11 protein-coding genes are annotated in these 13,268 nt (G+C 35.2%); 6 read left to right on the top strand and 5 right to left on the bottom strand.

The window, feature by feature from the left end; translation table 11 throughout:
* The first annotated feature begins 3 nt into the window (after positions 1-3).
* Entirely contained in the window at positions 4-2,316 is a 2,313-nt protein-coding gene (locus tag VTAP4600_RS04895; RefSeq protein ID WP_231897901.1) for a DEAD/DEAH box helicase family protein, read from the top strand.
* A gap of 14 nt (positions 2,317-2,330) precedes the next feature.
* On the opposite strand, the gene VTAP4600_RS04890 is transcribed toward VTAP4600_RS04895, so the two are convergent.
* The 3 genes from VTAP4600_RS04890 to VTAP4600_RS04880 are packed head-to-tail and all read right to left on the bottom strand — an operon-like array spanning position 2,331 to position 5,152.
* The gene (locus tag VTAP4600_RS04890) at positions 2,331-3,104 is read right to left on the bottom strand and encodes a hypothetical protein (RefSeq protein WP_102521761.1); all 774 of its coding nucleotides are present in this window, start codon (positions 3,102-3,104) and stop codon (positions 2,331-2,333) included.
* On the bottom strand, positions 3,097-4,368 hold the full coding sequence (locus tag VTAP4600_RS04885; RefSeq protein WP_172443071.1) for a relaxase/mobilization nuclease domain-containing protein: 1,272 nt from the start codon (positions 4,366-4,368) through the stop codon (positions 3,097-3,099). Before VTAP4600_RS04885 ends, VTAP4600_RS04890 begins: the two co-directional genes overlap by 8 nt.
* Positions 4,369-4,399: 31 nt before the next feature.
* Positions 4,400-5,152 (bottom strand): hypothetical protein, encoded by a 753-nt coding sequence (locus VTAP4600_RS04880; protein WP_102521759.1) that lies wholly within the window; start codon positions 5,150-5,152, stop codon positions 4,400-4,402.
* Positions 5,153-5,818: 666 nt separating this feature from the next.
* On the opposite strand from VTAP4600_RS04880, the gene VTAP4600_RS04875 reads away from it, so the two are divergent.
* The 5 genes from VTAP4600_RS04875 to VTAP4600_RS26520 all read left to right on the top strand — a co-directional run bounded on the left by VTAP4600_RS04875 (position 5,819) and on the right by VTAP4600_RS26520 (position 10,744).
* Complete coding sequence (locus tag VTAP4600_RS04875; RefSeq protein WP_102521758.1) at positions 5,819-6,412, top strand: recombinase family protein; 594 nt, start codon at positions 5,819-5,821, stop codon at positions 6,410-6,412.
* A gap of 44 nt (positions 6,413-6,456) precedes the next feature.
* The gene (locus VTAP4600_RS04870; protein ID WP_102521757.1) at positions 6,457-6,672 is read left to right on the top strand and encodes an MbcA/ParS/Xre antitoxin family protein; all 216 of its coding nucleotides are present in this window, start codon (positions 6,457-6,459) and stop codon (positions 6,670-6,672) included.
* Between the two features lie 57 nt (positions 6,673-6,729).
* On the top strand, positions 6,730-7,194 hold the full coding sequence (locus VTAP4600_RS04865; RefSeq protein WP_102521756.1) for a hypothetical protein: 465 nt from the start codon (positions 6,730-6,732) through the stop codon (positions 7,192-7,194).
* Between the two features lie 766 nt (positions 7,195-7,960).
* Positions 7,961-10,267 (top strand): hypothetical protein, encoded by a 2,307-nt coding sequence (locus VTAP4600_RS04860; protein WP_197708658.1) that lies wholly within the window; start codon positions 7,961-7,963, stop codon positions 10,265-10,267.
* Between the two features lie 345 nt (positions 10,268-10,612).
* Entirely contained in the window at positions 10,613-10,744 is a 132-nt protein-coding gene (locus VTAP4600_RS26520; RefSeq protein ID WP_269459946.1) for a hypothetical protein, read from the top strand.
* A 235-nt stretch (positions 10,745-10,979) separates the two neighbouring features.
* Here the strand turns inward: VTAP4600_RS26520 and VTAP4600_RS04855 are convergent, their stop codons facing one another.
* Positions 10,980-12,236 (bottom strand): Y-family DNA polymerase, encoded by a 1,257-nt coding sequence (locus VTAP4600_RS04855; protein ID WP_102521755.1) that lies wholly within the window; start codon positions 12,234-12,236, stop codon positions 10,980-10,982.
* Entirely contained in the window at positions 12,236-12,646 is a 411-nt protein-coding gene (locus tag VTAP4600_RS04850; protein WP_102521754.1) for a LexA family protein, read from the bottom strand. The genes VTAP4600_RS04855 and VTAP4600_RS04850 overlap by 1 nt, the downstream gene beginning before the upstream one ends.
* Positions 12,647-13,268: the final 622 nt, after the last annotated feature.

The following is a 13,268-nucleotide window of genomic DNA, read 5'->3' as shown; positions in this document are numbered from 1 at the left end:
AAGATGTTCCATAAGCTCCTGAATGCAGAATCAACTCAATTAATCATAGTCATTGGCACTGAGATACCTGATTGGGTTGTCAATCTTGGCGTGCGAACAGTACTTATCGCTGAGGCAGATTATAAAGCCACCGTTGATTACCATTCTGAGTTTTATGGGAAAGACAATATGAAAAAGTGGCTTATTAACGTTTGTATTGAAGATCGTAAATATCTAAATAAGTTGAGCGAAGACACGATTTTCTCCATGGCGAAGCATAGCGCTCAGTTAGTTGATAACAATGGAAAAGTACTCATTGATTTAATAAAAGTTAAAGAGTCCAAACGTCAATGTATTTACTTGTTATCCATCTACAGATTAACGAATGAACTTTGTTGGCTTCTTTATGCAAATACAAATGCCAAAAATGAAGTTTTAAATGCCGTTTCTGAAGATTTCCTAAATGATGTCGTCAATATCTTAGGTTGCAGCATATATGAAGCTCAAGAAACTCTTCGAATGGCAAAGAAAGACTATATCGAGCAAATTGTTAAGGACTCTGTTGGTTTAACAAAAAGTGATAAAGTCGATATGCACTATTTGTCGTATGGGGCAACTAATAATGATATCGGTTTTGCAATCCATCAGCCGCTAGTTAGAGGCCCTTGGAATCGTTTACCCAATGTGACTATTCTAAAAGCCCCCATTGGTTTTGGCAAAACGGAACTTGCAATTGATGCTTTACGACGATGTCATGTAAATGATCAAAAAGTTGCATTTATCACTAATTTATCCGCAGTCGTAGAAGACTTTAAGTCGAGGACTGAAAAGTGCAACCCTCACAAATTTAGCAGTATGAAAGATGTAAAAGTTGTGACTTCTTCTGACAGTTTATCTGAAATTGAGTCTGCATCTCACTTGGCTACAACACTTAAGTCATTATGGAAAAATGCAATATCAAGTTTTGTTTTAAATGCAGATTTAGTGATTGTAGATGAATGCGAAAAGGTGTATGAAGCCTTATATAGTCAAAAAAACAACTATGTTATAAATTTTGAAAAAAAGTTGGTCCGTCGTACTTTATATGAAGTCATAAATTCAGAGAATACGAAATCCCTGTGGTTAGATGCAGATATTTCAGATTCAATTACCCGTGATATTACCCTCAACTTAATGAAAGCATCAGAGCGATCAAATAAGACAAAAAAAATTGTAACGGCTGAAGTTTTGCCAATATGTGAAAAAAACAATAACTCAAAAATTTCTGTAAGTTTAAACAAGTTTCGGGCAGTAGAACAGACGTTACTGAGTAAATTAAATGATGGGATATCGAAATTGTTTGTTGTTTGTGATGGTAAGAAAACCATCGAAAACTGGTTAATCGATTTGGGTTTTGAGGCTAAGTTGAAAGGTGGAGATGAAACTACTGCTTGTTATGAAAAAGCGAGAATGGCTGGTGTTCTTGTGCTAACAGCGGATCCAAAAAGTGCAAATAGAGAATGGCATAAAGAATTTTTGTCAGACCCTGATGAGCAAATTTCAAAATATCGTGCAGTTATCGCAAGCCCTGTTCTGAGCGAAGGTTTTAGTATTACGAAAGAATTTTGTGATGAAGTATTTGCGATATCAACAGGTATGTTAACACCTAAAAAAATGTTGCAGTTTTCTCGACGAGTTAGGAAAGCAAAAAAAATTGCTTTTGGATTAAATTCATATAATAAAAGAGCATCTATAAATTTTCATCTTCACACTAATTCTGATGATGAAAAAATAGAGGCAGATCTAGCACGGCGACATAAAATCATATTAGATAATTTTCACTTTTCATTACTGGAGACTTTGAAAGCACAGAAATACACCATAGTTAGTGGTGGAGAGTATGATACGAAGAGTTTCTCTATTGTTAGAAAATCTAGTTTGAATAGAAAAGCTAAAGAAGCTAATACAGAATTTGTTAATACTTTATTGAATGGTATGGATAAACCAAGTTTAAATGATGTTGAAGGAAAAAGGAAATATAACGCTATTAATATTATTCGTGATGCATTGAAGATCGATGGAACCAATAGCATAAGACTTGGCACTGCCGCGATAAGTGACAAAGAATTCAAGCGTTGGAGTTGTGATACAACATACGTAGCAGCATATGAAGAATTGTATGAAAAAAGAACGTTATTAAATGATGTTTTGGTAAATAATCGAATGGTAACAATAGGTGATAATAAACCTATTAACACTACGAGAAAAATTAATGAAATACTTAAATTACTTGGTTTTAATGTTAAAAAGAGCAATAGTGGGAAACTATATGATATTACCCACTCTACAAATACTTAGGTTAGTTAGTTTTTCTATTTAGTTCGCATCGATGCTATTCTGTTTCTTAGTTTAATACTGTGTTTAGACTTCTTTTCTGCGTCGACTATATCTAGCGGTGTTAGTTGGTCGTAACACTCTACAAGCCTCTTAAGGTTCGCTTTGTCTTCAACTTTATGTGTGTGTTTTTTTCTTATTCTATCAATGGCTACAGCATCGCCTGGTTTATGTAGATACTCATTATATAAATAATCAGGTAGTTTACACGCTTCGAGTCGTTGTTTAATGCGATACATAGCCTGAAATAGTTCTTGTGCCTCAGTGACTGAGACACCTTGTTTATCACAGTGTTCGAGTTCGTCAATAAGTTCAACTACGTGATGTAACTTAGCGGCTAAGCTTGAAACCTGGTATGGCTTATTATTAATTACGACACTTTCAGTCTCGTGTAGTTTTTCCGCTCTGTGTTTTTTTATATAGATGACATAAGGCTTTAAAATGTTGATCATCCTTCGATAGTCATCATCGTCAACTTTGTAAAGCCCAGCTTTTCCTTCTTCAGTGACATATTTATTTTGAAATACATTAAGAGAAGGGATATAGACAAGATCAAGTGGAAGTGAAGCTAGAGTGATCTGTTTCCCAGGTTTACCTTTTGTGTTCATAACGTTTTTATCGAAAACTCTCAGGTAAATACGTTTTCCATTTTTGTGTTTAGTTATAGATTTTGAAATGGTTTTATTTATTTTCGATGTAGATAATGTATTAACATTATTACTGATCGTTTTAAAGGTCACTTTCTTATTCATAATTTCTCTCTAAGTTTAGTTGGGTTTTATTTTTGATTTGACTATTTCTTAAGTTAGTATCTATGTTGAAATGATTAAAGCTTCGCTTTAAATCTTCAAATAACATAATGAAAAGATTGTACAATAAAGAGTTCATTGCGATTCCGTTATTATTTATATCCTTTTCAATTTTAAATATTGCCTGTTCAACCATGCGATCTGTTGTTCTGCTTGCCCTTATTCTTTTTGCATATTCACGCCAATACCTATGATTTCTAAATTTTTCTTTTTTTGCTTTTGATGTAGAGATTGACATTTGATTGTTAAATATAGATTGATTGAAGTTGTCAGTTTGTTCTTTGAGCTTGTTTACATAATGTATTGCTTGTTTACGCGTTAAACTGAAAGCTATTAATGTGGACTTTGGGATTGGAATATAGTTACTTATAACGTTTGATCCTTCACATAGTACTCCTCTTTTTATAAGGCCACCCAGCGTATATTTATTCCCTGATTTGAGTTGCGATGCAGAAAAATGGATATCATTAAAAGAGTAAGTTAGACCCTTAAATTTTTCATCACTACTTTCTGATAGCGCTATTGTGATACCTTCCTTTAGTAGCTCAAGCTCAAAGTCGAACAATTTTGAGTTTTGGTTAAGGTTGTTGATAGCAACATCAATTTTTCGACCAATCATTCGTTTAAACTTAAACTGTTTGTTTATGTTAGAAGTTTTAAATTGGTTGTTATCTGAGCTATTTACTTTTTTTAAGCCAAACTCTTTCTCCATCTTTCTCATTACAACTTGTGCATTCGTATGCGACTGCCAATTGCTGATCACTTTCCTAGACATGAGGTCAACAGTTGAAGTAACAATATGTACGTGCTCGTTTTCGGTATCACTGTGCTTATAAGCAATGTATTTGGCGTTGTCATAACCCAAGGCGGTCATCAGTTCTTTAATTACCTTACGCCACCCATTATCATTCAGAGATTCATTTTCGCTTAAAGATACAATGAAGTGTCTATATGATTGCTGTGTATTTTTGTTCAGTTTATACGCATCTTGTAGTTGTAGAATGATACTCTCTAGATTGTTATCCTCAGCATCTAACTCATTGCTTACAATGAAATGGGATGCATCAGGTTCACTTTTTCTTTTTCCAGCCGTATAATTAACCATACGAGTTACATCATCACTCGATCTTGATACATATAGGACTAGGTGATTAGCATCTAATATAGTCTGCTTGCTGTTTTTACATTTTAATTCTTCAAAAATCATATATAGACCATTTGTTGTTTTAATTATTAGGCTATTCATTTTCTTGCTCTAGCTTCTCAAGGTATAAAGCTCTTAATTGAACCGATGATAAATGATGTAGTGCGAGATATTTTGATGTTTTCTGATTGTGGTTATTAACCGCTAGATTTCGAGTTAATAATATGTTTTGTACTAGTTCATTAATTGCTTTCATAAAAAGATTATCTACATCATTCAAGTCATCAGTGCTTTTTATGTTACTGATTAGGTTTGTTAGTTGTGATGCAAGGTTTTGTGTCACTCTGAAATATTCATATGATTCTTGATCATTGTTCGGTTTTACCTCTATGTTATCAGTGACGTGATCTCTCAAAAATGCGCTTTTGTTTTTATAATTATAACTTTTCATTGCACTAATGAAACTGTCGTATTCAGACTCTGTCAGAAGTGTCTTTACGGTTTTTACGCATAATTGGTTACTATCTTTTCTTGTCGCTTTGAAATAAGACATGATTTTTCTTACTAATTTTTGGCATTGTTCTCTGTTTCTGCCAGCTGTATTGATAGTGTGTATTGAGATGGTTGCAAGGTTTATCATTGCCTTGTAGTTTTCGATAGTCAATTCTGAATATAATTTTTTACATTCAGAGTAAGGAGGCGTTAATTGAGTTACTATTATGCCAATGTCATCTTTAGAACTTTCTTTTCCATTGACTAAATTAATAAATGTCTTTTGCTTACTTCTATTTAGTAACGAGTATGCTATGAGTGATTTTTTCACTTCTTCTGATTTTTGTTTATTCATTTTATTGTTCTTATTATTATGTGTTGTTACTAATAACGATAACGACGAAGTCGGTTAGCGTAACTGAACATAGTGAAGCATTTTAAAAATTATTCGGGACGAATAGTAATTTTTGATACCAGCTTGTTACTTTATATTTATCGTTATCTGAAACTATTTATTCTTGATTATAAAATTATATTATTTTCATTTTTAAATAAAGTAAACATTTATTTTATGTTATGTTTTTAATTTTATTACTCATCATCTCATGGTATGTAGTAATACAAAATTAACTTTCGTCTGTTTGTATCTCTATGTATTGTATTTATTTAGTTTGTAAATATACGAAGAAGGTGTGTTTAGTTTGAATAATGATGTCTATTTTCTTTAATACGCACTATTACACTCATCCTCTAGGTCTCTTTACATACATCTTCAGTTCAATGTGATTCTCATTTGGTTTGGAATTAGCTTAATATCGCTGATCTTTTATGGTTTATTTTAGGTGTAATACTTGCTTTGCAGAGTATATTTGTTAAAAAAGTATAGTGTGGTATCAACAAATACTCGTTTGTTGATACTACTAATTATATACCTGACATGGTGTCATTTAGTGGGTATTGTTTATTTATGATACCTTTGTTATTGTTGATACTAGTTATGATACCAATATTGAGATCTACAATGAGTACTGGGCGTATATTTGCTTATTGCCGTGTTTCAACAAGTGAACAGACTACTGACAACCAAGTGCTTGCTATTCGAAGTGCTGGATATGAAATCCAGCAGAATCGAATAATTAGTGAAACGGTATCTGGCTCTGTCCCAGCTATCGAAAGGAAGGCTTTCAAAACCTTAATCGACCATAAGTTAGAAACTGGCGATAGCCTGATTGTTTTAAAGCTGGATCGGCTGGGTAGAGATAATATTGATGTTCAACGTACGATTAGTATGTTGATCGAGAAAGGTGTAACTCCCATTTCTCTAGATTTGCCTATACAGGATCTTGGTTCTTCAGAAGGGAGGCTAATGCTGCAAATGTTCTCAGCATTTGCGGAATTTGAGCGAAATAGAATTCGTGAACGTACCATCGAAGGTCAAGCTCGTGCTAGGGCTGAAGGTAAGCGAGTAGGGCGGCCTGAAGCGACAGCTACTACGAGGCGAGTTCAAGCTCTGAAATCTCAAGGGCTTAGTCAGTCAAAAGTCGCCACAGCAACCAATCTTTCACTACCGACAGTTAAACGACATTGGAATAAGAGAGTAATACAAAACAGTTAGAATGGGTTACTGTAAAAGTATCACATGTAGCATATGGAGAAGCTATGACGGATAAACATGAACTAGAAAAGTTACTAGAAGAGCATGAAGTCATTAGAGCAGCGTTAGACAGGTTATTCGACTCACCAGAGCTAGCCCTAGAGTGGATTAATAACCCAAAAGTCCCACTATCTGGCCGAACACCTCGTGATTGTTTAACTACTGAACCTGAACTGGTCTTGGAAATGCTTGAACGTATTGAAAGAGGTGACTTCTCTTAATGATTCTGCGTAGTGCAGAGTTACCTGTATTTTGGTTAACCGTGAGAGAAGTAACGGATGAAACATAATGCAACCCCGCGGCCATTTAACCCTGATTTTGTTAGTAAATCGATTGGTACTCCTGAGCGATTCATTCACGGGGTTTGGCAGTTAGGAATGATGCGATTTCATGCATTTTCTGACGAATGCGACGAAGAGGTTCGAGAGGTATACAATCACATAAATCATGAATTGGGTGCTAAAACTATCTACGTTGATCTTTGCTTACTTGGTGAAAATTATAGAGATGAATCTCAGATAATTGATATTATTCGCGGTAACCAACCCACTTGGGTTTGGTTTGTAAATTGTCAGATACTTTTAGATAATTCGCTCGCGGGTTGGTTACGGTCTGTTCTTACCACATACAACGTTGACCATGTTCGAGCCACTTTTGTGCTCGATAGTCAAGATCAATACAACGAAATTTTCCTTACCTATTCAGCACCATTCTACAAGTCGACTATAGCTTTAAAAACTTGAAATAGGATGTCTTTAAGTGAGGGCTGAGAAGTTATCTAAAGTTGATCATCCGTAAAATTTTGCCCTATCAATCTAGGCCGTAATTGATGTTCATATTATGAGTAAGTTCGATTGTTAACTACACATCTTCAATTAAATTATTTAGGAGCGTTTTTGCAGTCTTTCCTGGAGCGATCGGTATCACTGAAAACCTACACTTTGAAATTGCTTGCTGTGCAAGCCCTTAGGCTCTGCAAGCAGAGCATATCAAGTCCATGTGCAGCTTAGTTAGGGATATATAATAATAGGGAGAACTGCACATGAAATTTATTCAGTAAAATTCTAGCTGGCGCTTCATGTTTTTTCTACCACAGAACAGCTTCGTTCAACACGGAATTGCCCCAAAGTTTGTTTCGACCACTAAAGAAGACATTACTAAACCTAATAGTAAGCATCTCCAATAACGATGATGCTCTATAGTTCTGTATAAACTTTACTTTGGGTTGATACGCATTCGATTCCATAGTTTAATATACGGAATTGATCCGCAGATAAATCGTTAGTTGCTAAGGTTTCAATATTAGTCATCATGTTTTCTGTTCTTAATGGTTGGTTAGAATTTAATAAAAATAAAGATAGGTAGTAGAATGAATCAAAAAATTATAGAGTTAAAAAAATTATTTCTTGAGAAGGTGTCGTTAGGTAACGACGTTGATGAAGATATACTAAAAAAATAGATGAAATATTATATTTAATTAATGGATCAGAAGTTGATGATTTAAGACAAATGTCTGCTAACTTATCACATGAACTTCATGAGATAGGTTCTAACTCTGTCCCTTATTTACTGATGTTGCTTCTTAATAAGGTCGAAGCTGTTAGCTATAAACCTAATTATAAAGGAAGCAATGTATCACATGAAATTGATATGGAACTATTCATAAGCTTTTTTAAAAGGTGTTTTGGAACGTGTGAAAAAAAAGGTATAAGAATACTAAATTTTAAACTACCATATTTAGATGAAAGTGAGAAATTAAATATATATTGTTGCACAAGATCTATGCTGGATAAGTATGTTAGTGAACCAATAGATGTTAGTGAACTAAATGCAGAGATGCCTCCAAGAGCTATTTGCCTAGGGATATCTAAAGTCCTATCAAAAAAATATGATTGTCAACACGAGTTTTTTATACAGTTTAGTTCTATTTTGGAACGAATGAATAGAGATGGCTTATACCAAGAAGCCCGTGATTATGCAGATGAGGCATTGATTTGCTCTCATGCTGATGACGTTTTGTATTATGGTCATTACGCTAGATTTTCTATTTATACTAGCCAGACTAATGTTATAGATTCACTATTAAATGGTTGTCTACTTTTTACGTCACTGTGCAATGAAGAATCTATTTGTGCAGAATTTATGGAAAAGGCTTATATTACAATATTTTTAGCCTTAAGAACTTTTCAGTTTTTCGAATTGGCAAGAAGTATATACAAAAGATATATATCAGATCTAAATCTCGATGAATATAATAAACAAAAGCTAGATCTTGCTAATTTTTACATGCAAATAATGGAAAATAATTCAAGCGTTGTTAAAGACACTGAACGATATCTTGGTGAAAATAAAGATAAAATATTAGAATTTGGCAAGTCCTCCTTGATACCATGGTACGCACTAATTTGTAATATGAATACACTCTTCAATCAAGAGTATAAAACAACAAAAAATATTATAGAATTTGAATCTATAGTTGAATCTAAACTTACAAGCCAAGAAATTCAAGGCCTTAGAGCGAAGATTTTAAAGGGGAACTCAGAAGGGAAAGCTGCCTTGATTGAAGGGCTTGTTAACCTATCTCGCACAAGGAATAAGGCAGACTATGTCCATGAAGTAAATCAGTTAATCGTTACGGCTAATCGAGTGATTGAAAGTGCATTTAATAAATCTGACATTGAAGGCGTTTTATTGGGACATCAATTAAATTCAGATGCAGGTGTTGGTTTTGTCGGTAATCCTATAGATTCTGTTAGTGGAACAATCCATCAAACTTTTAATCTAGAAAGTAAAAATTCATTAAGGTTTAGAAAATTTTTAACTTACATTTCTGATAGATTGTCAGTAATTAATTCTCAATTTTTATGGCTTGGGTTTAATAATGATCGAGTGTACGCTGTTGTTTTTGAGAATGGTGGATTCACGTTTTGTGATTACATTGAATCTACAAATAAAAAGGAAATTAATGAGTGGGTTAAAAATTACCAACAAGAGTTGGCTTTTAATGATTCGCCTATAACTGGTAGCCCTTTTGTAACTAGAGAAGACATCTGGCTAAAAGAAAAAGATTCTATAGTTAAAAGATTACCTAATTTTAATATTCCAATTTCCTCTAGTAATATAGTTGTTTTTAGTGACGTGGGATTTTCTTCCTTTCCTCATAATTTAATAAAAGTTGATGGAGATATTTTAGGGTTAAAACAATCAATATCATCGCCATTATCATTTGATAATTACTTAACGTATGCAAATAATAAAATTGATCTACAGAAAATAAATGTTTGGGCACCTATAGTTGAAGGTGATACTGCTATTTCTATTGCTTTTTCAAAAATCAAAGAAAATTTAGGCGATACTAATGTTATATATGAAGAAGGTTTAATTCCTAACCCTAGTTCAGATATTAATGTTTTTATATCACATGGGGGGCGTGATGGTAATTCAGGATTTCGTGGTTTATACCCATCAGATGGGAAAGCATATAACATAGATAACATTTTTGGTTCTGGAAAAGTCGCTATTATGTTTGTTTGCCACGCTGGAAGTATTGTTGAGAACTACTATTCGAATAGCACACACACCTTAGTTAAAAAACTGTTACAGGAAGGGTATGAGGCTGTCATTTCTCCGAGTTGGAGTTTAAATGTATCTATTCCTGGGATCTGGCTGAAAGAGTTTATTAGAAATATGGAAAATGGTTACAATATTTCTTATTCAGTCAACAAAGCTAATTTGTATGTTGAATCTATTTATATAAGTCCAGGGGCATCTACTGCAATGCACCTGTTTGGGAATGATAGGCTCATCAGCAACTAACAAATAAGGATTAAGCGCTGCGAAGTCAGCACTTAATCCGATTGTTGAACAAGCCCGATGCCTCTATGAGTTTCTCAAGGCGACCGCTGTCGTGATAAGACTATATAGACTACTAAAAATTATCCGTAACAGACTAAATTAGCAAAACCGCTGACACACTTCTGTCCAGAAGTGTGTCAGCGATATCATGGCAATGTTGTGATCACCAAGGGATTCTGTAGTATCTTAATTCTTGCTAGGTCTCCTCTTTCATACTGCTTCTTCAACGGAGGTAGTGCGACATATTGAATTCGGATTCAATTGATGTATGCTTTAGACGACGAACCGTTTCTCAAGGAATGACTCATGATTGACTTTATCAACAGTAACTTTGCACTCTTAACTGGAGTTGGGTTAGGGATGTTCACAGGGATTATTGGTACGTTGATATACGTAACAAAAAAAGCGATGTCGAATAAGAGAGAGCGAAAAATTTAGCTTTTCTATAGCTAAAAGTCTTTCTCAGTACTCAATGCCTACACATTTCTGCTTGATGCTAGTAGGCCGATTTTGTTCAACTAATCTTCAAAAAACTGAGCTTCAGTTTAGCTGATTTAGCTAGCAGACTAGCTTGCTTTCGATATCAGCTCTAAACCTTGCATATTCTTCTCAAAAATGTGGTTCGTAAATGCTCGAATGTGATCCAAAGGTAGGTTTGGATGCTATGGAGTGTTTATTCACAAAGCACTCGGGGTAGGTCTTTTAATCTCGTAGTGTATTGAGGCGATAAAAAATTACGTTTCATTGCCCAGTCATGCGTAGTTCCTTGAGCCGCAAGAAATATGACATCTCTTCCCAATTTATGATTCAGCTTATCCAAAGCCTGCATCAGTACAGGGTTTTCAGGCTCAGAGAATAAGTCATGTTGACGCTGTCTATCAGATACTAAGTTCAGTGCTCCTACGCCAATTTTGTAATAATTGACCCCAGGTTTGTACAACCTCTTTGCCATCAATGTAACGGCCTTAGTTAGTTTAGCGGTGTCGTTGGTTGGGTATTCGAATGAACAAGTCTCTTTAAAGCTTTGTGGAACATCATCGAAAGGGGAGCTGTTAGCAAAAGCCATGAGCACTGAAGATGAACTTTTTTGGCTGCGTGCTTTTCTTGCAACGGTGGCGGCGTGAAAAGCTAGAGCTTGTTTTAGTTCTTCGAGTTCCGTTATTCGGTTACCGACACTGCGGGTGCTAAATATTTGTTGTTTATCCGCTCTGCATTCGTCCCAAACTTTACAGGGCTGACCATTCAACTCACGAACTGTCCGCTCAATTTCTACATTGAAAGAGCATCTTGCTTTTTCAGGGCTTAAATTCGCTAAATCCAGAGCTGTTTCAATACCCATCAACTTCATACGTTGTGTCAATCGCCTTCCAACGCCCCAAACTTCTGATACAGGCTGGGATGCTAGGTATTGTTGACGTTGTTCTTCAGAGTCAATGATACAAACGCCATTGAGGCGTTTATCAACTTTCGCGACTCTGTTTGCAATTTTTGAGAGAGTTAATGTATCACCTGCGCCAAAGCAAACAGGAAGCCGACATTCTTTCCAAACGGTTTGTCGAATTCGTTGACCGAATGAGGTTAAGTCTGGTTCAAGATGGGATAAACGACTGATATCTAAAAAGCATTCATCTATTGAGTAAATATGGCTTCTTGGTGCGAAAGCAGTAATTGTTGCCATCATTTTTGCTGATAGATCTGCGTATAAAGCGTAATTTGATGAGAAGACATTTATACCACGCTGTTCGATGAGCCGTTTTTGCTTGAAATATGGCTCAAATTTCTTAATACCAGCTTCTTTTGCTAGTCGATTGGCTGCCACCACTGCACCATCATTGTTTGAGAGCACTATGCATGGTAGGAGACGTAAATCTGGTCGAAAGACTTGTTCACAAGCGACATACATGGCATTGCAATCTATGAGAGCGAACATTATATAAAATCAGGTAAGGGTTTATGTAAACGAATGGAACGTATCACAACGCCCTCAATCGCAAAGGCATCCTCAGGATGAATATCAATAGGTTGGTGGTTAGGATTTGCTGACAGCAAAAGTCTGTTGTGTACATCAAGAATTTTACACATGAATGCACCATTTAAGCTGACAATTACGGTATCTAAGTGCTGTGCTTGCGGCTTTCTGTCGATGACCAATAAGTCGCCGTTGAATATACCAATTTTTTCCATTGAATCTCCGTTGGCATAAGCCAGATACGTCGCATTAGGGTTATTGACTAAGATAGAATCTAATGACACTCCAAGCTCAACATACTCCGCAGCAGGCGATTCCCATGAAGTGAGTGAGCAAGAAATACTGGATGGAGAAAGCGGTAGGATGTTCATGTTTGACGACCTTATAATTAGTACTGTATAAATATACAGTTTTGATTTGTGATTCGTCAATGTTTGTAAAACTAAGTGCGGATTAATTAGCCTTTAGGCAAAGTTACCAACGATTACCAAATTTGATGAGTAGTGTCCTTTTCGAGAGCAGTTAATTTGAATTGCGGCAGGTCTAAGATGTACTCTTGGCCATGGAAGAGTGCTTCACTTTTTTGATGAATGATTTGTCTGAATTCGATGTGCTGTTGATAGATGTTTTATTCGACTCAGTCGCTGTTTGGAACTAACTTGGTTCTACTTGCGTAGCAAGTTCTGCAAGCAGAACACTTCAATTTGGGTGATGTCACCGATTAGAATTATAGAATCGACATCAACCGTCTTATGTATTGCTGCCATGACCTAAACTGCATACATCGCTCCTAGAGGCTGTGAAGGTAGCTTGGGAACTTTATGTCTGTGAAAGAAGAAGTGGACAAGTTGGTGTGCGTGCATTCCCGCTTGAACGGGCGATTGATATAAACTGTATTTTTGTCTTTTTATGTAAATCAAAAATGTGTACATTGTCTTTATGAATTTACAAATTTCCCGTGCATAAAAATTCAAAAATATTCAGTGCTCTTAG

This window comes from Vibrio tapetis subsp. tapetis (assembly GCF_900233005.1).
GTDB lineage: Bacteria > Pseudomonadota > Gammaproteobacteria > Enterobacterales > Vibrionaceae > Vibrio > Vibrio tapetis.
Note: the sequence above shows the minus strand (reverse complement) of the source record. Positions and strands in the feature narration are given on the sequence as shown.